20 protein-coding genes and 1 riboswitch are annotated in these 20,295 nt (G+C 69.3%); of the genes, 2 read left to right on the top strand and 18 right to left on the bottom strand.

Annotated features, from left to right (window positions below; genetic code table 11):
• From AB7U92_RS02390 to AB7U92_RS02455, 14 genes are all read right to left on the bottom strand, one after another.
• Positions 1–260, bottom strand: a 260-nt coding sequence (locus tag AB7U92_RS02390; protein ID WP_428574351.1) for a TorF family putative porin, incomplete at its 3' end; no start/stop codon positions are given.
• 202 nt (positions 261–462) lie between these two features.
• Positions 463–1,311 (bottom strand): class III extradiol dioxygenase family protein, encoded by an 849-nt coding sequence (locus AB7U92_RS02395; protein WP_428574353.1) that lies wholly within the window; start codon positions 1,309–1,311, stop codon positions 463–465.
• Positions 1,312–1,313: 2 nt separating this feature from the next.
• The gene (locus tag AB7U92_RS02400; RefSeq protein ID WP_428574355.1) at positions 1,314–1,655 is read right to left on the bottom strand and encodes a protocatechuate 4,5-dioxygenase subunit alpha; all 342 of its coding nucleotides are present in this window, start codon (positions 1,653–1,655) and stop codon (positions 1,314–1,316) included.
• A 69-nt stretch (positions 1,656–1,724) separates the two neighbouring features.
• Entirely contained in the window at positions 1,725–2,453 is a 729-nt protein-coding gene (locus AB7U92_RS02405) for an alpha/beta fold hydrolase (RefSeq protein ID WP_428574357.1), read from the bottom strand.
• A 4-nt stretch (positions 2,454–2,457) separates the two neighbouring features.
• Entirely contained in the window at positions 2,458–3,456 is a 999-nt protein-coding gene (locus AB7U92_RS02410) for an aldo/keto reductase (RefSeq protein ID WP_428574359.1), read from the bottom strand.
• Between the two features lie 4 nt (positions 3,457–3,460).
• A complete protein-coding gene (locus AB7U92_RS02415; protein ID WP_428574361.1) occupies positions 3,461–4,420 on the bottom strand; it encodes a Gfo/Idh/MocA family oxidoreductase in 960 nt (319 codons plus the stop codon).
• Positions 4,417–5,274 (bottom strand): class III extradiol dioxygenase subunit beta, encoded by an 858-nt coding sequence (locus AB7U92_RS02420; RefSeq protein ID WP_428574363.1) that lies wholly within the window; start codon positions 5,272–5,274, stop codon positions 4,417–4,419. The genes AB7U92_RS02415 and AB7U92_RS02420 overlap by 4 nt, the downstream gene beginning before the upstream one ends.
• Positions 5,275–5,276: 2 nt before the next feature.
• Complete coding sequence (ligA, locus tag AB7U92_RS02425) at positions 5,277–5,651, bottom strand: protocatechuate 4,5-dioxygenase subunit alpha (RefSeq protein ID WP_428574365.1); 375 nt, start codon at positions 5,649–5,651, stop codon at positions 5,277–5,279.
• A 3-nt stretch (positions 5,652–5,654) separates the two neighbouring features.
• The gene (locus tag AB7U92_RS02430; protein ID WP_428574367.1) at positions 5,655–6,572 is read right to left on the bottom strand and encodes an amidohydrolase family protein; all 918 of its coding nucleotides are present in this window, start codon (positions 6,570–6,572) and stop codon (positions 5,655–5,657) included.
• On the bottom strand, positions 6,569–7,474 hold the full coding sequence (locus AB7U92_RS02435) for a DUF1932 domain-containing protein (RefSeq protein WP_428574370.1): 906 nt from the start codon (positions 7,472–7,474) through the stop codon (positions 6,569–6,571). Before AB7U92_RS02435 ends, AB7U92_RS02430 begins: the two co-directional genes overlap by 4 nt.
• A 2-nt stretch (positions 7,475–7,476) precedes the next feature.
• Positions 7,477–8,160 (bottom strand): 4-carboxy-4-hydroxy-2-oxoadipate aldolase/oxaloacetate decarboxylase, encoded by a 684-nt coding sequence (gene ligK / locus AB7U92_RS02440; protein ID WP_428574373.1) that lies wholly within the window; start codon positions 8,158–8,160, stop codon positions 7,477–7,479.
• A 1-nt stretch (position 8,161) separates the two neighbouring features.
• On the bottom strand, positions 8,162–9,190 hold the full coding sequence (locus tag AB7U92_RS02445) for an amidohydrolase family protein (protein WP_428574375.1): 1,029 nt from the start codon (positions 9,188–9,190) through the stop codon (positions 8,162–8,164).
• An 18-nt stretch (positions 9,191–9,208) separates the two neighbouring features.
• Positions 9,209–9,898, bottom strand: a complete 690-nt coding sequence (locus AB7U92_RS02450; RefSeq protein WP_428574377.1) for a substrate-binding domain-containing protein — start codon at positions 9,896–9,898, stop codon at positions 9,209–9,211.
• A 101-nt stretch (positions 9,899–9,999) separates the two neighbouring features.
• Complete coding sequence (locus AB7U92_RS02455) at positions 10,000–10,923, bottom strand: LysR family transcriptional regulator (protein ID WP_428574379.1); 924 nt, start codon at positions 10,921–10,923, stop codon at positions 10,000–10,002.
• Between the two features lie 110 nt (positions 10,924–11,033).
• Here AB7U92_RS02455 and AB7U92_RS02460 point away from each other — a divergent pair, with 110 nt between their 5' ends.
• The gene (locus AB7U92_RS02460; RefSeq protein ID WP_428574381.1) at positions 11,034–12,554 is read left to right on the top strand and encodes a YifB family Mg chelatase-like AAA ATPase; all 1,521 of its coding nucleotides are present in this window, start codon (positions 11,034–11,036) and stop codon (positions 12,552–12,554) included.
• A gap of 25 nt (positions 12,555–12,579) precedes the next feature.
• Here AB7U92_RS02460 and AB7U92_RS02465 read toward each other — a convergent pair whose 3' ends face one another.
• The 4 genes from AB7U92_RS02465 to metH all read right to left on the bottom strand — a co-directional run bounded on the left by AB7U92_RS02465 (position 12,580) and on the right by metH (position 19,486).
• The gene (locus AB7U92_RS02465; protein WP_428574383.1) at positions 12,580–13,170 is read right to left on the bottom strand and encodes a glycine zipper 2TM domain-containing protein; all 591 of its coding nucleotides are present in this window, start codon (positions 13,168–13,170) and stop codon (positions 12,580–12,582) included.
• Complete coding sequence (locus AB7U92_RS02470) at positions 13,171–14,715, bottom strand: DUF1501 domain-containing protein (protein ID WP_428574385.1); 1,545 nt, start codon at positions 14,713–14,715, stop codon at positions 13,171–13,173.
• A 26-nt stretch (positions 14,716–14,741) separates the two neighbouring features.
• Positions 14,742–16,532 carry a DUF1800 domain-containing protein gene (locus AB7U92_RS02475; protein WP_428574387.1) on the bottom strand — a complete coding sequence of 597 codons (1,791 nt, stop codon included), beginning with the start codon at positions 16,530–16,532 and terminating at the stop codon, positions 14,742–14,744.
• Positions 16,533–16,753: 221 nt separating this feature from the next.
• Positions 16,754–19,486: a methionine synthase gene (gene metH / locus AB7U92_RS02480; protein WP_428574390.1), complete on the bottom strand. Its 2,733-nt coding sequence runs from the start codon at positions 19,484–19,486 to the stop codon at positions 16,754–16,756.
• Positions 19,487–19,527: 41 nt separating this feature from the next.
• A riboswitch (S-adenosyl-L-homocysteine riboswitch) is annotated at positions 19,528–19,629 on the bottom strand.
• Positions 19,630–19,834: 205 nt separating this feature from the next.
• Here metH and AB7U92_RS02485 point away from each other — a divergent pair.
• Positions 19,835–20,254 (top strand): OmpA family protein, encoded by a 420-nt coding sequence (locus AB7U92_RS02485; RefSeq protein WP_428574392.1) that lies wholly within the window; start codon positions 19,835–19,837, stop codon positions 20,252–20,254.
• Positions 20,255–20,295 lie beyond the last annotated feature (41 nt).

Raw genomic sequence — 20,295 nt, forward strand, 5'->3', positions numbered from 1 at the left:
CCCTTGTAGCCGCCGTAGAAGTCCATCTCGGTGCCGTTGGCAAAGCCGATCGACGAGTTCCTGTTGCCGTTGTACAGGCCGCCCATCGTGTAGTCGAAGCCGCCCTGGATGGCCGGCACCGATTCCTTGGTGGTGTCGCTCTGGTCCTGGCCGCGGTACTTGTACTTGCTGACCACGCTGACGTTGGCCGAAAGGCCGTCGGCCGACGCGGCCCCCGCGAAGACGGCGAGGGCGGCGAATGCGAGGATCGATTTCTTCATGCTGAGGGCTCCGGGTTGGTGAGGGTTTCGAGACTCCGCTCCCGTGTCTGCAGCTTCCATGCCACGACCGCGCGCCCTCCCGGGGCCCCAGGAAGGCGCCATTGAGTCGCGGTCATGCCGGGCGCACGCACGGATTCCGTGCGCGGCCGCTCCAATCCCGGTTTTGGTGCGCGCCGGGCGCCTCCCGGCGCGGCGCGCGTGCTCAGCCGAGCGGCTGGTTGTCGAGCAGCAGCAGCCCGGCCGCCGTGTTCGAGATGGGGATGTGGTAGTTCGAGTGCAGCTTCGTCACCCTTCCGGTGAGCGATGCACGAGTGACGAGCCACATCAGAAGTTCGATGCCCTGCGTACCCGCCTTCTCCACCAGTTCGGTGTTGGTGTAGCGGGTGGCCCAGCGCGGGTCGGCCACCAGGCTGTCCATGAAGCGCTGGTCGAAGACCTTGTTGATGAAGCCGGCGCGCTCGCCGTCGAGCTGGTGCGACAACCCGCCGGTGCCGATCACCACCACGCGGGCGTCGGCGGGCCAGGCCTCGACCGCGCGGCCGATCGCCTCGCCGAGCTTCCAGCAGCGCGCGGCGCTCGGCAGCGGAAACTGCACCGTGTTCACGCACACCGGCACGGTGCGCACCGGCCAGGCGCCCTGGCCCGGCCAGAGCATGGCCATCGGCAGCGTAAAGGCGTGGTCGACCAGCATCTCCTGGCAGGTGGTGATGTCGAACTCGTCGCGCACCAGCGATTCGATCAGGTGCCACGACAGGTCGAGGTCGCCCTGGAACGGCGGCACGACCGGGATGCCCCAGCCCTCGTCGGCGTTGCGGTACTCGGGGGCCGCACCCACGGCGAAGGTGGGCATCTTGTCGAGGAAGAAGTTCAGGCCGTGGTCGTTGTAGACCACCACGGCCACGTCGGGCTTCACCTCGGCCAGCCAGCGCTGCACGGGCGGGAAGCCGTCGAACCAGGGCTTGAAGTAGGCGTCGCCCTGCAGGTTGCGCGCGATGGCCCGGCCGAGCGCGGGCACGTGCGAGGTCATGATGCCGCCGACGATGCGTGCCATGCTCAGGCCCTCCCTGCTTCGACCAGCTTCGCCTTGAAGGCGTCCTTGGTCATGCCGGTCTGCTGCGCGCCGAGATCCTGCACGTCCAGGCCGAAGATGCCGGCCAGCTTGGCCAGGTAGTAGACGTTGCCGCCGGCGGCGATCATCGCCAGCACGTTGCGCGAGCGCACCGCCTCGCGCTGCTCGGGCGTGAGCCGGTAGCGCGCGCAGTAGCCCTCCTCGTCGCGCAGGAAGGCGTCGCGGTTGGCCGCATCGTTGAACGAGAAGCACATCTTGTTCAAGGCGTAGCCCTTTCGGGCTTGCGCACCGTCGAACAGCGTGGTGCCGGGAATGGGTTGGCTCATGCTCGTCTCCTTGCCGCAGGGGCGCAGAGCGATTGAGCCGCGCGGCGGGCCCGCACGTCTTGACCTGACTCAACCCCGCGAGGGGCGTGCGAGCCATTCGCGCAGCGCGGCGGTCACGGCCTCGGGCGACTCCATCGTGCTCATGTGGCCGCAGCGCTCGATCACCGCCAGCGTCGAGCCGGCGATGTGCTCGTGCATGAATTCGTGGCGCGACGGCGGGCTCCAGGCGTCGTCCTGCCCGCACAGCACCAGCGTGGGCACGCTGATCGTGGCCAGCAGCGCGGTGGCATCGCGCCGCGTCAGCAGCGCCTCGATCTGCGCTGCGAAGGCGGCCACGCTGCTGCGCTCGAACATGTCGAGCACCGCCTCGAACAGCGGCGTGCCGAGGTGGTCGGCATGCACCATGCCGCGCGCCCATTCGCGGGCCATCGGGCGGAGGCCCTGGGTGCGCGCGATCTCCAGCAACGCGTAGCGACCGGCGCGCTCGCGCTCGCCGTCCTCGCCCTCGGGCAGCGGGTGGTACGAGGTGTCGAGCAGTGCGAGCCGCTCGATGCGCTGCGGCGCCAGGGCCCACATCTCGAAGGCGATGCGCCCGCCCATCGAGTGCCCGGCCACGGCCAGCGGCCCCGGCGGCGCCTCGCGCAGCACCTGCGCGGCCATTTCGGCCAGCGAGTCCAGCGTACCGTAGTGGGGCACGATGCATTCGTGCGTGGCCGACAGCGCCTCGACCTGCGCCGCCCAGACAGCGCGGTCGCACATCAGCCCCGGCAGCAGGACCAGGGTCGGCCTGCCTGCCACGGGCTCAGAACTCCTCGGTGTCGACGCCGGCCTGCGCCGCGGCGTCGTAGCGGCCGCCGACCACCGTGCGCTGGTTGATCAGCGCATCCAGCCGCGCCAACGTCGACGCCGCCAGGCCGATGTCGGCCGCCGCGGCGTTGTCGCGCAGGTGCGCACGCTGGGTCGTGCCCGGGATCGCCAGCACGTGCTCGCCGCGCGACAACACCCAGGCCAGCGCCAGCTGCGCGGGCGTGCACTGCAGCTCGGCCGCGATCTCGACGAAGCCGTCGAGCAGCTTGAGGTTGGCAGCGTAGTTCGCGGGCTCGAAGCGCGGCATGCTGCGGCGCAGGTCCTTGGCTTCGAGTGTCGCGACGTCGCGCAGCTCGCCGCCGAGGAAGCCGCGCGCCACCGGGCTGAAGGCCACGAAGGCGGCGCCGATCTCGCGGCAGGCCTCGAGCACCGCGATCTCCGGGTTGCGCGTCCACAACGAGTATTCGGTCTGCAGCGCGGCGATGGGGTGCACGGCGTGCGCCCGCTTCAGCGTGTCGGCCGACACCTCCGACAGGCCGATGGAGCGCACCTTGCCCTCGCGGACCAGATCGGCCAACGCGCCGACGCTGTCCTCGATGGGCACGTTGCGATCCCAGCGATGCAGGTAGAAGAGGTCGATGCGGTCGGTGCGCAGGCGCTTGAGGCTCTGCTCGCAGCTCCACTTGAGCGTCTCGGGCCGGCCGTCGACGACGCGCTTGACGCCGCTTCCGTCATTCACGCCGTGCAGCCCGCACTTGCTGGCCAGGGTGAACTTCTCGCGGTCGGCGGCGAGCGTGCGGCCGATCAGTTCCTCGTTGGCGCCGAAGCCGTACAGCGCGGCGGTGTCGAAGAAGGTGATGCCGAGGTCCAGCGCCTCGCGCAGCAGCGCTTGCGCCGCTGCTTCCGGCGGCGGCGTGCCGTAGGCGTGGCTGAGGTTCATGCACCCCAGCCCGATGGCCGAGACTTCGAAGGGACCGATCCGCCGTGTCTTCATCCGCTCAATTCTGCGCGAGCTGGCGCTCCAGGTCGTGCAGCACCTCGTAGCAGGGCAGCACCTGCGCCGCGCTGGCGTTCGGCTCACGGCCTTCGCGGATGGCGGCGAAGAACTCGCGGTCCTGCAGCTCAATGCCGTTCATCGACACGTCGACCTTGGACACGTCGATCTTCTCGTCCTTGCCCGTCACCAGGTCGTCGTAGCGCGCGATGTAGGTGCCCGTGTCGCCGATGTAGCGGAAGAAGGTGCCCAGCGGGCCGTCGTTGTTGAACGACAGGCTCAGCGTGCAGATCGCGCCGCTGGCCGCCTTGAGCTGGATGCTCATGTCCATCGCGATGCCCAGGGCCGGATGGATGGGACCCTGGATCGCATTGGCCTTCACGACGGGTGAGCGCGCCTGGTAGGCGAACAGATCGACCGTGTGCGCGGCGTGGTGCCACAGCAGGTGGTCGGTCCAGCTGCGCGGCTGGCCGAGCGCATTCATGTTGGTGCGACGGAAGAAATAGGTCTGCACGTCCATCTGCTGGATGTTGAACTCGCCGGCGACGATCTTCTTCCTCACCCACTGGTGGCTGGGGTTGAAGCGCCGCGTGTGGCCGCACATCGCCACCAGCCCCGTCTGCTTCTGCATCTCGACCACTGCATAGGCGTCGCGCAGCGAATCGGCCAGCGGGATCTCCGCCTGCACGTGCTTGCCCGCCTTCATGCAGGCGATGGCCTGCGAGGCGTGCATCTGCGTCGGCGTGCACAGGATCACCGCGTCGACGTCGGGGCGCGCCAGAGAGTCGGCCAGGTCGGTGGTGCAGTGGCCGATGCCGTACTTGGATGCCACCTCCTTCGTCTTGTCGATGTCACGGCTGATCAGTGAGGTGACCTGCACGCCGTCGATCAGCTTGATGGCGTCGAGGTGCTTGATACCGAAGGCGCCGGCACCGGCCAGCGCCACACGAATCGTCTTGCTCATTGGTTCTCCAGGATCAGGTGGCCCACGGCGGTATTCGAGGCCGGCACGTGGAAGAAGCGGTGCGCGACCTTCGGCGGCTTGCCGCTGCCGGCGACGTCGCTCATCGCCCCACGAGCGATCAACCACATCACGAGCTCGATGCCTTCGCTGCCGGCTTCGGTCACGTACTCCAGGTGCGGCACCTTGGCGAGCTCCGCCGGCTCGGCGATCAGGCGGTCGAGGAAGCGGTTGTCCCACTCCTTGTTGATCAGCCCGGCGCGCGGGCCCTGCAGCTGGTGGCTCATGCCGCCGGTGCCCCAGATCTGCACCTTCAGCGGCTCGTCGTAGCTCTCCACCGCGCGGCGGATGGCCTGGCCGAGCTGGAAGCAGCGCTTGCCCGAAGGCACCGGGTACTGCACCACGTTGACGGCGAAGGGGATCACCGGGCACGGCCAGGCCTGCGGCTGGCCGCACATCAGGCTCAGCGGCACGGTCAGGCCGTGGTCCACATCCATCCTGTTGACGATGGTGAGGTCGAAGTCGTCCTGGATCACGCTGTGCGCGATGTGCGAGGCGAGTTCCGGATGCCCGATCACCTTCGGCACCGGCCGCGCGCCATAGCCTTCGTCGGCCGGCTGGAACTCGGCGGCGCAGCCGATCGCGAAGGTCGGGATCATCTCCAGGCTGAAGGCCGTGGCGTGGTCGTTGTAGACGAGGAAGATCACGTCGGGAGTGTTCTCCTTCATCCACTGCTTGGAGAACTCGTAGCCCTTGAACAGCGGCTGCCAGTACGGCTCGCCGGCCTTGCCCTGGTCGATGGCCGCGCCGATGGCCGGCACGTGGCTGGTGTAGACGGAGGCGGTGATGCGCGCCATGTTCAGGTCCTTCCCCACTTCGGGTCGCGCCCGCCGTTGATCATCATGTTGCGGTATTCCTCTTCGCTCATGCCCGTCATGCTGCCGGCCATCTGCTGGAAGCTCTTGCCGTCGGTGGCCCCGATCTTGGCCAGGAAGTAGATGTTGCCGCCGAGCGAAATGCAGCGATTCAGGTCGCGCGCCAGCACGGCCTGCTTCTGCTCCTCGCTCATCGGCCACTCGTCGAGGTAGGCCCGTTCGTTCGCCTTGAAGCGCGCGCGGTTCTCGGCCTTCATCAGCGACATGCAGAACTGGTTCAGGTGGTAGCCCTTGCGGGACTGCTCGGCGTCGAAGATGGTCGTGCCGGGGATGTTCTTGTAGGGCTTGTCCAATGCCATGGTTCAGACCTCCTCGGGCCAGTAGAGGCGCATCGGGTTGTCCACGAGGAGCTTGCGCTGCAGTTCGGGCGTGGTGGCGATGTGCGGGATGAAGTCCACCAGCAGTCCGTCGTCGGGCATGTGGTTCTTCAGGTTGGGATGCGGCCAGTCGGTGCCCCACAGCACACGATCCGGGAAGGTTTCAACGATGCGCCGCGCGAAGGGAATCACGTCGCGATAGGCATGGCGCTCGCCGTTCAGGGCTGGCGGTCCCGACATGCTCAGACGCTCCGGGCAGCTCACCTTGCTCCACACGTTCGGATACTCGCGCATGAACTTCACGAACAGCTCGAACTCCGGGCCGTCCACCGGCTTGCTCACGTCCGGCCGGCCCATGTGGTCGACCACCACCGTGGTGGGAAGGCTGGTGAAAAAGTCCCACAGCTCAGGCAGGTCGACCGCCTCGAAGTAGATCACCACGTGCCAACCGAGCTTGGCGATGCGCCCGGCGATCTCCATCAGCTCGTCCTTGGGCGTGAAGTCCACCAGGCGCTTGACGAAGTTGAAACGCACACCGCGCACGCCGGCCGCGTGCAGCTGCTGCAGTTCGGCGTCGCTGACGCTGCGCTTGACGGTCGCCACGCCGCGTGCCTTTCCATTCGACGCGATGCAGGCATCGACCATCGCGCGGTTATCCGCCCCGTGGCAGGTGGCCTGCACGATCACGTTGCGCGCGAAGCCGAGGTGGTCGCGCAGCGCGAACAGCTGCGCCTTGCTCGCATCGCAGGGCGTGTACTTGCGCTCCGGTGCGTAGGGAAACTCGGCGCCCGGGCCGAAGACGTGGCAATGGGCGTCGACGCTGCCGGAAGGCAATTGGAAGGCGGGCTTGCTGGGGCCGGCGTACCAGTCCAGCCAGCCGGGAGTCTTAGTGAATTCCATCAATCGCTCTGCTTCAGGTGCGTCAGGATGCGGTCGGCCTCGGTGCGCCAGTCGGCGCTGCGGGCGAAGTCTTTCGCGCCACGGTCGCCAAACAGCCCGGCGTCGGCGAGATCAGCCACCCAGGCCTGGCGCTCGGCGGTGCCGGCGGCGCTCCAGGGTTCGAGGCCGGCTTCGCGCACGGTCTCGGCCACCTCGCGCACTTCCTCGCTGCGGCGCCGGCCATGCTCGATCACCCGCTGGAAGAAGTAGGCGGCCTGCTTCTCCCAGTCGATCGCGGGGAAGGTCTCCTTCAGAGAGGCGATCACCGCGTCTTCCACGCCGTAGTGGCGCGCCGCGGTGAAGCTCTCGATGACCATGGCCTCCAGGCCCTTGATCATCACGCTGCGGCACATCTTGGTGGCGCTGGCCACGCCGAGCTTCTCGCTGGCCACCTTGGCGGCGAAGCCGAGGCCTTTCAACAGCGGCTCGAGCGCCTTTGCATCGGGCCCGCCGAGCAGCAGCGGCACCTGGATGCGGTAGGGCGGCACCGAGGTCATCACCGCGCCTTCGACGTAGCGGCCGCCGGCGGCGTTGACGATCTCCGCGGCACGGCACTTCGCGCCCGGCGAGGCGGAGTTGAAGTCGAGGAAGAAGGCGCCCGGCTTCACGCCCGGCGCACAGGCCTGCGCCACGGTCACGGCCTGGCTGGCGGTGACGGCCGAGACGATCAGGTCGGCGCCGCGCACCGCGTCGGCGTGCGAGGTGGCCAGTGCGATGCCGTGCGACGACGCATGCTCGCGCAGCGGCCGACCGCGCTCGTCGGAGAGCTTGAGGTCGAAGGCAACCACGGCTTCGCCGCGCGCGCGCAGGTCTTCCGCAAGGATCCGGCCGACTTCGCCATAGCCGATGAGCGCGATGGTGGCCATGTTCAATCGATGTACTTCAGGCCGGCCTGCTCGAGCGGCTCGCGCATCTTGTACATGTCCAGGCCCAGCACGCCGCTGGCCAGCTTGGCGCGCTTCTCGCCCTCGTTGGCCTCGCGAGCGGCGGCGGCTTCGAGCGTCTTCGCGGCCATGGCACGCGGCACGCAGACCACGCCGTCGTCGTCGGCGACGATCACATCGCCCGGCGTCACGTAGGCGCCGGCGCACACGATCGGGATGTTCACCGATCCGAGCGTCGCCTTGATGGTGCCCTTGCTGCTGATCGCCCTGCTCCACACCGGGAAGCCCATCTCCTGCAGCGTCCTCACGTCGCGCACACCGGCGTCGATGACCAAAGCGCGCGCGCCGCGGGCCATGAAGCTGGTGGCCAGCAGGTCGCCGAAGTAGCCGTCAGTGCACTCGGCCGTCACCGCCGCCACCACGATGTCGCCAGGGCGGATCTGCTCGGCCACCACGTGCATCATCCAGTTGTCGCCCGGCTGCAACAGCACCGTCACCGCGGTGCCGGAGACCTGTGCACCGGGGTAGATCGGGCGCATGTAGGGCTTGAGCAGGCCGACGCGGCCCATGGCCTCGTGCACCGTGGCGCTGCCGAATTTCGCCAGGCCGTCGGCGACGCCCGCCTCGGTGCGCTGGATGTTGCGGTAGACGACTCCGAGTTCGTACATCTCACTTCCCCTTTCGCTTCAAGGCCGCGTCGAGGCGCGGATAGACGCGCCGCGCATTGCCCTCGTAGATTTGCTGCTTCTGCGCCGGCGTCAGAAGCGTGCTGGCTTCGATGTAGCGCTTGGTGTCGTCGTAGTTGAAGCCGGTCTCGGGATCGATGCCGCGCACCGCGCCGATCATCTCGCTGGCGAACAGGATGTTGTCGACCGGGATCACCTTGGTCAGCAGGTCGATGCCCGGCTGGTGATACACGCAGGTGTCGAAGAAGATGTTCTTCAGCAGGTGGTCCTTCAGCAGCGGCTTCTTCAGCTCCTGCGCCAGGCCGCGGTAGCGGCCCCAGTGGTAGGGCGCGGCGCCGCCGCCGTGCGGGATCACGAACTTCAGCGTCGGGAAGTCCTTGAACAGGTCGCCCTGGATCAACTGCATCACCGCCGTGGTGTCGGCATTGATGTAGTGCGCGCCGGTGGTATGGAAGCAGGCGTTGCACGAGGTGCTGACGTGGATCATCGCCGGGATGTCGTATTCGACCATCTTCTCGTAGATGGGATACCAGTGGCGATCGGTCAGCGGCGGCTCCTTCCAGTGGCCGCCGGAGGGATCGGGGTTGAGGTTGATCGCCACGTTGCCGTACTGCTCGACACACTTCACCAGCTCGGGAATGCAGGTCTTCGGATCCACGCCCGGGCTCTGCGGCAGCATCGCCGCGGGGATGAAGTGCTCGGGGAACAGCTGCGAGACGCGGAAGCAGAGCTCGTTGCAGATTGCCGCCCAGGTGCTCGACACCTCGAAGTCGCCGATGTGGTGGGCCATGAAGCTGGCGCGCGGGCTGAACACCGTGAGGTCACTGCCGCGCTCGCGCATCTTGGCGAGCTGGTTGGTCTCGATCGTCTCGCGGATCTCGTCGTCGGAGATGTTCAGGTCGGCGACCTTCGGCTTCTGCGATGGGTCCTTGATGCCGGCGATCTGCTGGTTGCGCCACGCCTCCAGCGCCTTGGGCGCGGTGGTGTAGTGGCCGTGGATGTCGATGATCATCGGGTGTCTCCTGGAAACTCAGGCCGGCGCCATGCCCTGGCGGCGCTTGGCGTCCGCCGTCTCTGGCGAGGCGAGGAAGGCGATCAGCGCGCGTGCCGCGTCGGGCTGCGCCGAGGCAGTGCACACGCCGGCGGAAAAGACGGTGTCGATCTGGATGGACTCGGGCAGATCACCGACCAGGGCGATGTCTTGAACGTGGATCAGCTCCGAGCGCTGCTGGAAGCCGAGCTCGACCTCGCCGCTGGCCACCAGCGTGCCCACCGGCACGCCGGCGCGCGCCTGCACCAGCCGGCCCTCAAGCTGCGGCATCACCCCCCAGCGCTCGAACAGTTGCAGCAGCGCCGTGCCGCTCGGGCCGGTGGAGTAGCCGATCGAGCGGGCCGCCAGCACGGTGCGCTTGACGGCCTCTTCGCTCGACAGGTCGGGGCGCGGCGCCCCGGCCTTCACGGCAACCGCCACGCCGGAGTGCACGAGCGCGGCCACGCTGCCGGCCACGACGTGCCCGGACGCCGCCAGCTTCGCCAGCGCGTCGGAGGCCAGCACCACCACGTCGAAGGCCTCGCCGGCCTGCACGCGCCTGGCGGCATCGACACCTCCCACCGATTCGATCGCCACGGCGGTGCCGGTGCGCTGCGTGTAGGCGGCCGACAGGTCGGCCAGCAACGCGCGGGTGGCCATCGAGGAAATGCCGGTGATCGGGGAGGACATGGTCGCGCGCACTCGCGGGAAGATCGCGGAAAGATCGTCGGAAAGGGAGGCCGATTCTGCGGCCGGCCCCTGGCGCCGCCAAGCGAGCCCCCCGCTAGCAGCTATCGCATCCTGTTATGGACGCCCGGCTTCGCGACGCTGGCCTGCACCAGCTCGCGCAGCAGCCGCATCGCCTGCTTGAGCAGGGGTGTGGCCGGCTTGTGCGCCGACACCGCCATGCACAGCGTGCTGGTGAGCACGCCCTCGGCGAGCGGCCGCATGCGGAACGCCGCCGCCTGGCCCGAGGCGGCGATGGCGCTGGGCGCCAGCACCGCATGGCCGTGGCCGCTGCGCACCAGCTCGAGGATGGCGCTGACGCTGGAGACCTCGTAGGCGATGTTGAGCTTCAGCCCGGCCAGCGCCGCCTGCGTCTCCAGCAGCTTGCGGATGGCGTGGCTGGGCTCGGGCAGCACCAGCGGCAGCGTCGTCAGCTCGGCGAACGGAAGCGGTGGGAGCTTGCGTGCCGGCCCCTTGGCCGCGCTGACGAGGCACAGCGGCTCGTCGAGCACGTGCAGCGTCTCGATGGCCGGGTTGGCGTCGGGGTTGTGCACCAGGCCGAGGTCGACACGGCCGGTGGAGATCCACTCGACGATGTGCGCCGACAAGCCCTCGACGATCGCCAGCCGCGCCTTCGGCAGGTGCTGCTTGAAGGCGTCGACCAGCGGCAGCGTCAGCATGCGGCCCATGCTCGGCGGCAGGCCGATGACGATGCGGCCTGTGGCCTCGCCGCGGTTGGCGCTGATGTCCTCGCGCGCATGTGCCACCAGCTGCAGGATGCTCACCGCGTGGTCGTAGAGCCGCTTGCCGGCTTCCGTGAGCACCACGCCGCGGCCGGTGCGCTGCAGCAGGGTCACCCGCAGGTCGGTCTCGAGCAGGCGCACCTGGCGGCTGAGCGCCGGCTGCGCCACGTCCAGCTCGATGGCGGCCTTGCTGAAGCTGCCCATCTCGGCAACGCGGACGAAGTAGCGCAGCTGGGTGAGGTTCATGCAGTGCGGAGGCCTTGGCGCCGACTGTAGCGCACCCCCTTCCAGGGGCCCCCGCACAGCGCCCGCGAGGGGGAAGGACATGGCCGGGTCCGCCGCGAAGAATGCGCCGCATGTCGCTCGCCGTCGTCCACAGCCGCGCCCTCGATGCGCTGCGCTCGCCGCCAGTCACGGTGGAGGTCCACCTTGCCAACGGCCTGCCCAGCGTCACGCTGGTCGGCCTGGCCGACACCGAGGTGAAGGAAGCTCGCGAGCGTGTCCGTGCCGCGCTGCAGACCAGCGGCCTGGAGTGGCCGGCCAACAAGCGCATCACCGTCAACCTGGCCCCGGCCGACCTGCCCAAGGAGTCCGGACGCTTCGACCTGCCGATCGCGGTGGGCATCCTCGCCGCCAGCGGCCAGCTCGATGCGAGCCGGCTCGACGCCTTCGAGTTCGCCGGCGAACTCTCGCTGGCCGGCGAGCTGCGCCCGGTGCGTGGCGCGCTGGCCATGGCGCTGGCTGCGGCCCACGACGAGGCGACGCCGCGGCGCGCGATGGTGCTGCCGGCCGAGAGCGCCGAGCAGGCGGCCCGGGCCGATGGGGTGCGCGTGCACGCGGCAGGCCACCTGCTCGACGTGGTGCGCGCCCTCCAACCGGGCGACGCCGCCGAGCCGCTGCCCCTGGCGCAGCCGCGGCTCGAGCCCGAACACACTGCCTGGCCCGACCTGATCGACGTGAAGGGCCAGGCCGGCGCCAAGCGCGCGCTGGAGATCGCCGCGGCGGGCGGCCACGGCCTCCTGATGATCGGCCCGCCCGGCAGCGGCAAGTCGATGCTGGCGCAGCGGTTCGCCTCATTGCTGCCGCCATTGACGCCCGACGAGGCCATCGAATCGGCGGCGCTGCTCAGCCTGCACGCCCACGGCGCCGGGCATCGTTGGGGCGAGCGGCCGTTCCGCGCGCCGCACCACAGCGCCTCGGCGGCGGCGCTGGTGGGCGGCGGCTCGCCGCCGCGGCCGGGCGAGATCTCGCTGGCGCACCATGGCGTCCTGTTTCTGGACGAGCTTCCCGAATACCCGCGCTCTGCCCTCGAAGCCCTGCGCGAACCGCTGGAGACGGGCCGGGTCACGATCTCGCGCGCCGCGCGGCAGGCCGACTTCCCCGCGCGCTTCCAGCTGATCGCAGCGATGAACCCTTGCCCTTGCGGACAGCTGGGCAGCCCCTTGCAGGCCTGCCGCTGCAGCCCCGACGAAGCGGCGCGCTACCAGAGCCGCCTCAGCGGCCCGCTGCTCGACCGCATCGACCTGCAGGTCGAAGTGCCTGCCGTACCGCTGGCCACGCTGGGCCAGGCGCCCGACGGCGAGCCGAGCGCTCGCATCGCCGCGCGTGTGGCCGCCGCCCGCGAACGCGCGCGGCAGCGGCAAGGGGTGCTCAACCACGGCCTGGCCGGCGAAGCGCTGGAGCGCCATGCCGCGCTCGACGCGGCCGGCACTGCCTTCCTGGAGAACGCCGCGCAGCGCCTGGGCTGGTCGGCGCGCGGCTACCACCGCGTGCTGCGGGTGGCGCGCAGCATCGCCGACCTGGCCGGCAGCGAGGCGATCACGCTGCCGCAGCTCGCCGAGGCGATCCAGTACCGGCGCGTGCTGGTGCTGCGCTGAGGGCGGAGCCCGTTCGCTGCGATGCTCAGCCCTGGCCGGCCGGCATCGGTCGCATCTTGTTGCCTTCGACGATCACCCGCTCGCCCGCGCGGGCCGAGGCAGCCTGCTCGATGGTGCGCAGCGAGCCGTCGTCCATGCGCACCTTCACCACGTGCACCGTGGTGCTCTTGGCCCGCTTCTCGATCTCGTGGCCGGCCACGCCGCCGCCGACCGCACCGATCACCGTCATCGCGTCACGGCCGTTGCCCTTGCCCATCTGGTTGCCCACCGCCGCGCCGAGCACGCCACCGGCCACCGCGCCGAGGCCCGTGGCTTCGCCCTTGCGCGTGACCGCCTGCACCGACTCGATCACGCCGCATTCGCGGCACACTGCGGCGGGCGCGGCTGCACGCGGTGCGGCCGCGAGCTTTGGCGCTGGCTTGCCGGCCCCGCGTGCATCGGCGGCGGCGGACTTCTCGGGCAGGGGCTGGCCCGAAGGTGGGGGCAGGCCGTTGCGCACCAGCATGCCGGCGCCGGCGGCCAGCGAGGCCGCACCGAGCACGCCGGCGATCAGCCACACGGTGCGGGAAGGTGCACCGCCTTGCGGGACGGCGCCGGGAGACAGTTCCTTGCTCATTCAGGTGGGGTTCATGAACCCGAGGTCGCGATTGCTGAAGTTTGCAAGGTTCGGGAAGACATCGAGCAACTGAGTGTCACTGAGCCCGAACCACTTGCCGAGCGTCGCGCCGAGCTGATCGACCGAGGTGGTGGGCAGCAGCGAGCCGTTGCCGAGCTGGTCGGGGCTGCTGTCGAAGTTGTTGTTGTTGGCGTTCTTGGCACCGTAGATCGGGAAGGTGCCGTACAGGTCACCGCCGCGCACCGCACCGCCGGCCACGAAGTGGTGCGCGCCCCAGCCGTGATCGGTGCCGTCGCCGTTGCTGGTGAAGGTGCGCCCGAAGTCGCTGGCCGTGAAGGTGGTCACCTGGTTGCGCACGCCCATCGCGCCGAGCGTGTCGTCGAAATAGCGCAGCGCGTGCGCCAGCCGCGCCATCAGCTGCGCGTGGTTGTTGTTCTGCGCGTCGTGGGTGTCGAAGCTACCCATGCTGACGAAGAACACCTGGCGCTTCGCGCCGATGTCGGCACTGCCGCTGGCCTCGATCATGCGCGCCACGATCTGCAGCTGCTGCGCCAGCGTGTTGGCGAGTGTCGTGGCCGGGTTGTTGGGGTCGGGGTAGCGCAGCTTGGGGTCGTTCGTCGCGCTGTAGTTGCCGGAGGCCGGCGCGGTGCCGAACAGCGGGTCGCTGGCCGGCTTCAGCGCGTTGCGCAGCAGCGACTCGGCCTGCATTGAACGCGCCGCCACGGCGGAGAGATCCGTCTCGAGCAGATGGCCACCGCGCGTGGTCATCACGATGCGCTCCATCGCCTGGCCCACCGCCGCCGAGCCATAGATCTGTCCGTTGGCGTTGGTGCCCATGCGAATCGCACCGCTGTTGGTCACCTGGTACTGGCGCACCTCGTTGCCCGACAGCCAGACGGCGTTGCCGCCGGCGGTGATCGAGGTGAACACCGTGCGGCTGTTCATCGAGGCCAGCATGTCGCCCATGCGGCCGCCCCAGCCGACCGTGGCGCCTTCGGGCTGGAACGACTGCCAGGTGTTCTGCTGGTCGTTGTGCGAGAACAGGCTCGCCGGCTTCGGGTGGCTGGACTGGCTGTACTGCGTCTTGCTGGTCGGCAGGATCAGCGGGCCGACGTTGGGCAGGATGGCCAGGCGCCGGTCGGTGTCGAACATCGCCTGCAGCGTGCCCATCGCCGGGTGCAGCGCGAAGCTGCGGCCCTGCGCATTGGCCGGCGAGATTGGCAGCACGCCGCCCAGCCGCGCCGGCGACCCGTTGGCCGCGCCGGCATTGGCTGCCGTGCCCGCGGCGAGCAACGCGATCGAGTCGGGCGCCTGGCTGCGCAGCGTCGTGTAGTTGGCGAACGAGTTCGCATCGGTCGGCAGCACCATGTTGATGCTGTCGTTGCCGCCGAACAGGAAGATGCAGACGATCGCCTTGTAGTCGGACGCCGTCTGCGCCGAGGCGGTGCCGAGCGCCGTGAGGTTCAGCGCCAGCGGGCCGCCGGCCGCGCCGAGCGCCGACATCACGCCGGCATGGCGCAGGAACAGGCGCCGGGATGCGTTCATCGTGGTCATGTTGTCGGACTCCCTGGTCACTTCTGCACCTGGAACTCGGGCGACACCATCGTGAGGAACACGGCGGCGTTGACCCGGTTGCGCTTGGCGCTGTCGATCTGCGCCTGGTTGCTGCCCGAGTTGTTGAGCGCGGGAATCGTGATGGCGGAGACCGCCGTCACGATCTCGTTCTTCAGCGCGTCGGGCATGCTGCCGTCGGGCATCAGCTTGTCGGCGACCTGCTGCACCAGTTCGGCCGGCCGGTCGGCCAGAGCGATCTCGGCGGCGAAGTTCGGCTGCAGGTCACGCCGCGTGACCTGCGTGCCGTTGACCGTCACGCTGGCGCTGGCGCCGAAGCCCGAGGAGACCCCGTCGCGCAGGTAGTTGACGTAGCCGGCCGTCGAGGTCTCGTGCGCAAGTGCCATCTCCGGCGCCACCAGCCCGGCCGCAGCGGCCTGCGTGCCGGGCGCCACGTAGCCCGGCCGATAGAAGTTGAACACCGTGGGCGACCGCATCGCCGTCTGGCCGAGCGAGGAGCCGGCGTTGTCGGTGTTGCCGATGCGGAAGTTGCCGGAATCCGACGCATAGCCAAAGGCGCGCAGCAGTGCCGACAGGCGCAGGACGGGCTCGCGGATCTTGCCGCTGCGATCGGAGGTGGCCCGGGCTTCCGGATGCAGCAGCACGGCGCGGATCACCGCCTTCATGTCGCCGCGCACGCCGGCGCCGTTGTTGTCGAAGGCTGCGGCCACGGCCTGAACGTAGGCCGGGCTCGGGTTGCTGGTGACCAGGCGCTGGATCAGCTGCTTGCCGATGAACGGGCCGACGTTGGGATGCTGGTACAGCGCGTCGAGCGCCGTCTTCAGGCTGGCGTTCGGGTCGGCCGTGCCTTGCGCGGCGATCGTCGTGCCGAGGAAGCTCTTTTCCTCGGTGGCGTGGTACTGCGGATAGCCCACCATCGGCTTGGTCCAGCGCTCCGGGTCGGTGACGCCGCCGAGCGAGCCGCTGCCGAAGCAGGTGTTGGACAGGTCGGCACAGGCCCAGCTCCAGCCGGTGAACACCTTCGCCAGACCGGCGATGTCGGCCGGGCCGTACGTCTCCAGTGTCACGCCGCCGGACTGCTTCACCGAACCATCGGGATTGAGCTGCTGCAGCCCGATGGAGAACAGCTGCATCACCTCGCGCGCATAGTTCTCGTCCGGCACGCGGCCGGTTCTCGGATCGGCCTTGCGGTTGCGGATGCTGGTCAGGTAGGTGCCCATCATCGGGTGCCGGGACGCCGACTCGAGCAGGTCGCGGTAGTTGCCGAAGCCCTTCTCGCCGAGCATGTCCATGTAGTGCGCCACGGCGCGCGGTTCGTTGCCGACGCCGCCGTCCTGCAGCGAGATCACGAAGATCTGCGACAGCGCGAAGGCGGTGCGCTGGCGCAGCTGGTCTTCGCCGGTGAGCGCGTGGCGCCAGAACGAGTTGTAGATGCCGTCCTGTCCGGCGCTCGCGCCGGTGTTGGTCGGGTTGGCGGCCTTGACGGCGGCATCCTGAGCCTCCCAGTACGCACGGTGCGAACCGGCCGGACGGGCGAACTGGTCTTCGATCCAGCCGCGGTAGCCCAGTGCCATCACGCGATCGATCTCTGCGGAGGTCGGGCCGAAGGTGGCCTGCGTCAGGAAGCGCGCCGCTTCGCTGCGCGACGGCGGCACGTCGGCCACGGCCTCGTCTTCCTTCGAGCCGCCACACGCCGCCAGCGTGAAGGCCAATGCAGCGATGAGCGTGCCTGCGGCAAACCGGGCGCGCGGCGAGCGCGCGACGGCGACCGTCGAATCCTGCTGTGTCACCTTGTTCTCCCTGAGCAACCGACTTGACGAGGCACGGTCTTGCACCGCACGTGCCACCCGAAATTCGCGCGATTCTTCGCGGTCAGTGACAGCTCATGTCGCCAAAACTTGGCAGATGGAGAAGCTCTTACACGCCGATGCAAAGTCACCGCGACCTGTTGCGGCGGCTCTGCTTTCAGTTGCGTCTTCGGTGTGTGAGTGCAACCGCCGTCAAGCCGGCGTCAGAGCAGCGAAGCAAGCGAACGCTTCACCTGCCCCACGTCGAGCGCGCTGCGCGCAGCCCAGTCGGCCAACTGGTCTTCGCCCACTTTTCCGACGTTGAAGTACGTCGCCTGCGGGTGGGCGAGGTAGAAGCCGCTGACGCTGGCCGCCGGCGTCATCGCGAGGCTCTCGGTCAGGGCCATGCCGATCTCGTCGCAGCGCAGCACGCGGAACATGTCGCGCTTGACGGTGTGATCGGGGCAGGCCGGGTAGCCAGGCGCCGGGCGGATACCGCGGTAGCGCTCGGCGATCAGTTCGACGTTGTCGAGCCGCTCGTCGGCGGCGTAGCCCCAGAACTCGGTGCGCACGCGCTGGTGCATGCGCTCGGCGAAGGCCTCGGCGAGGCGGTCGGCCAGCGCCTTGAGCATGATCGCGCTGTAGTCGTCGTGGTCGTCGAGGAACTGCGCCTCCTTCTTCTCGACGCCGATGCCGGCCGTCACGGCGAACAGGCCCACGTGGTCGGCCTTGCCGCTGCCCTTGGGCGCGACGAAGTCGGCCAGGCAGCGGTTCGGCCGCATCACGCCGTCGACCACCGGCCGCTCGGTCTGCATGCGCAGGCCGCGCCAGGTCATCAGCACCTGCTCGCGCGACTCGTCGGCGTAGATCTCGATGTCGTCGTCGTTGACGGTGTTGGCGGGGAACAGGCCGATCACGCCGTTGGCGGTGAGCCAGCGGCCCTCGATCAGCCGGCGCAGCATGCGCTGGCCGTCGGACAGCACGCGCCGCGCCGACTCGCCGACGATCTCGTCGGTGAGGATGGCCGGGTAGGGGCCGGCCAGGTCCCAGGTCTGGAAGAACGGGCCCCAGTCGATGTACTGCGCGATCTCGGCCAGGTCCTGGTTGCGGAAGAGGCGCCGGCCGGTGAACTTCGGCTTCGGCGGCTCGTAACCGGCCCAGTCGATCGGCGTCTTGTTGGCGCGTGCCTGCGCGAGGGTGACCAGCGGCGTGGCCTTCTTGTTGGCGTGCTGCGCACGCACGCGCTCGTAGTCGGCCTTGAGCTCCTGGATGAAGGCGGTGGCACGGCCGTCGGAGAGCAGGTCGGAGCACACGCTGACCGAGCGGCTCGCATCCGGCACGTAGACCACCGGGCCGTCGTAGTGCGGCGAGATCTTCACCGCGGTGTGCACGCGGCTGGTGGTCGCGCCGCCGATCAGCAGCGGGATCTTCTTCATGCGGAACCACTCGTCGCGCTGCATCTCGGCGGCGACGTGCTGCATCTCCTCCAGGCTGGGCGTGATCAGGCCGGACAGGCCGATGATGTCGGCGCCCTCGACCTTGGCGCGGGCCAGGATGTCCTGGCACGGCACCATCACACCCATGTTCACCACCTCGAAGTTGTTGCACTGGAGCACGACGGTGACGATGTTCTTGCCGATGTCGTGCACGTCGCCCTTGACGGTGGCGATGACGATCTTGCCCTTGGCCTTGACGTCGCCGCCGGCGTCGAGCAGCGCCTGCTTCTCGGCCTCGATGTAGGGCAGCAGGTGGGCCACCGCCTGCTTCATCACGCGGGCGCTCTTGACCACCTGCGGCAGGAACATCTTGCCCTGGCCGAACAGGTCGCCGACCACGTTCATGCCCGCCATCAGCGGCCCTTCGATCACGTGCAGCGGCCGGCCGCCGGTGGCCTCGATGGCGCGCCAGGCTTCCTCCGTGTCCTGCACGATGAACTCGGTGATGCCGTGCACCAGTGCGTGCGAGAGCCGCTCGTCCACCGTGCCGGCGCGCCACGCCAGGCGCGCCGAGTCGTCCTTGGCCGCGCCCTTGGCGCGCTCGGCGATCTCCACCAGCCGCTCGGCGGCGTCCTTGCGGCGGTTGAGCACCACGTCCTCCACGCGCTCGCGCAGCTCGGCGTCGAGGTCGTCGTAGACGCCGATCATGCCGGCGTTGACGATGCCCATGTCCATGCCGGCGCGGATCGCGTGATAGAGAAAGACGGTGTGGATGGCTTCGCGAACCGGGTCGTTGCCGCGGAAGCTGAAGCTCACGTTGCTGACCCCGCCGCTGACCTTCGCACCGGGCAGGTTCTGCTTGATCCAGCGTGTCGCCTCGATGAAGTCGACCGCGTAGTTGTCGTGCTCCTCGATGCCGGTGGCGATCGCGAAGATGTTCGGGTCGAAGATGATGTCCTCGGGCGGGAAGCCGACCTCGTCGACGAGGATGCGGTAGGCGCGCTCGCAGATCTCGATCTTGCGCGCATAGGTGTCGGCCTGACCGGTTTCGTCGAAGGCCATCACCACCGCGGCGGCGCCGTAGCGGCGCACCAGCGTGGCCTGGCGCTTGAAGACCTCGACGCCTTCCTTCAGCGAGATCGAGTTGACGATGCCCTTGCCCTGGATGCACTGCAGGCCGGCCTCGATCACCTCCCACTTGGAGCTGTCGACCATGATCGGCACGCGCGCGATCTCCGGCTCGCCGGCGATCAGGTTGAGGAAGCGCACCATCGCGGCCTTGCTGTCGAGCATGGCCTCGTCCATGTTGATGTCGATGACCTGCGCGCCGTTCTCCACCTGCTGGCGCGCCACCGACAGCGCGTCCTCGAACTGCCCGGCGAGGATCATCCGCGCGAAGGCCTTGGAGCCGGTCACGTTGGTGCGCTCGCCGATGTTGACGAACAGCGAGCCCTCGCCGATCTCCACCGGCTCCAGGCCGGCAAGCTTCATCGGGGACACGGGGGTCGGGGTGGCGTTCATCGCGGCGATTCCATCGGGGCCGCGGCTCACCGCGACCGTCTGTCGGGTGAGCGCCGTTGACTGCGGCGCACCGACTGTGTCGATGGGCGCCGCCCCGCCCGAGCCTGGCGACCATGGCGGTCGTCGCAACGCTCCTCGGGCAGGCTGCGATTGTAGGGGAGCCCTCCGGGTCGCCCCGGCCTTGCCCCCGGCGGGGCGATGGGCTGCAATGGCCGGATGTGCAGTCCCTCACGCTTGGCCCGGACGCTTGTGCTGGCCTCGATCCTGGCCGGTTGCGCGCTTCCGCAGGCCGAACCACCTCCGGTGCCGCCGCCCGTCAGTGCGGCCCCCCTGCCCGCCGCACCGCCCGTGGCCTGGGCATGGTCGCCGGAACTCGAATCGGCCGGCACGCGGCTGCGTGCAGCACTCTCGGGCTCTGGCGCCGAGGTCTCCCAGACTCCTGACCAGCGGCTGTGGATCAGCCTGCCCGCCGCCGCGGCCTTTGCACCGGGGCGCGCCGCCGTGAGCCCCACGGCCACGCCCTGGCTGGACCGTGTGGCGGCCTCGGTGCGCAGCCTGCCGCGGGCCAATGTGCAGATCGTCGGCCCGGCCGACGCGCGCGGCGGCGCCGCGCTGGCGGTCGACCGCGCCGCCAGTGCGCGCGACTGGATGGTGATGCGCGGCGTGCCGGCCCATCGCATGGTGGTCACTGGCCAGGACCCGCGTGGCCGCTCGCCGGCCGGCGAAGCCCGCCTTCACATCTTCGTGGGCGAACGCAGCCCGCGCTGACTCAAGTCGGCGGGGTCGGCGGCCGAAAACCTGCCGAGACC

This window comes from Piscinibacter sp. (assembly GCF_050175855.1).
In the GTDB taxonomy this organism is placed as follows: domain Bacteria; phylum Pseudomonadota; class Gammaproteobacteria; order Burkholderiales; family Burkholderiaceae_C; genus Piscinibacter.

Coding starts and splice junctions, on each gene's coding strand:
- metH (WP_428574390.1), bottom strand. CDS start 19,486: ATGAACGCCACCCCGACCCCCGTGTCCCCGATGAAGCTTGCCGGCCTG.
- AB7U92_RS02450 (WP_428574377.1), bottom strand. CDS start 9,898: ATGTCCTCCCCGATCACCGGCATTTCCTCGATGGCCACCCGCGCGTTG.
- AB7U92_RS02410 (WP_428574359.1), bottom strand. CDS start 3,456: ATGAAGACACGGCGGATCGGTCCCTTCGAAGTCTCGGCCATCGGGCTG.
- AB7U92_RS02445 (WP_428574375.1), bottom strand. CDS start 9,190: ATGATCATCGACATCCACGGCCACTACACCACCGCGCCCAAGGCGCTG.
- AB7U92_RS02435 (WP_428574370.1), bottom strand. CDS start 7,474: ATGGCCACCATCGCGCTCATCGGCTATGGCGAAGTCGGCCGGATCCTT.
- AB7U92_RS02420 (WP_428574363.1), bottom strand. CDS start 5,274: ATGGCGCGCATCACCGCCTCCGTCTACACCAGCCACGTGCCGGCCATC.
- AB7U92_RS02455 (WP_428574379.1), bottom strand. CDS start 10,923: ATGAACCTCACCCAGCTGCGCTACTTCGTCCGCGTTGCCGAGATGGGC.
- AB7U92_RS02400 (WP_428574355.1), bottom strand. CDS start 1,655: ATGAGCCAACCCATTCCCGGCACCACGCTGTTCGACGGTGCGCAAGCC.
- AB7U92_RS02395 (WP_428574353.1), bottom strand. CDS start 1,311: ATGGCACGCATCGTCGGCGGCATCATGACCTCGCACGTGCCCGCGCTC.
- AB7U92_RS02465 (WP_428574383.1), bottom strand. CDS start 13,170: ATGAGCAAGGAACTGTCTCCCGGCGCCGTCCCGCAAGGCGGTGCACCT.
- AB7U92_RS02415 (WP_428574361.1), bottom strand. CDS start 4,420: ATGAGCAAGACGATTCGTGTGGCGCTGGCCGGTGCCGGCGCCTTCGGT.
- ligA (WP_428574365.1), bottom strand. CDS start 5,651: ATGGCATTGGACAAGCCCTACAAGAACATCCCCGGCACGACCATCTTC.
- ligK (WP_428574373.1), bottom strand. CDS start 8,160: ATGTACGAACTCGGAGTCGTCTACCGCAACATCCAGCGCACCGAGGCG.
- AB7U92_RS02460 (WP_428574381.1), top strand. CDS start 11,034: ATGTCGCTCGCCGTCGTCCACAGCCGCGCCCTCGATGCGCTGCGCTCG.
- AB7U92_RS02470 (WP_428574385.1), bottom strand. CDS start 14,715: ATGAACGCATCCCGGCGCCTGTTCCTGCGCCATGCCGGCGTGATGTCG.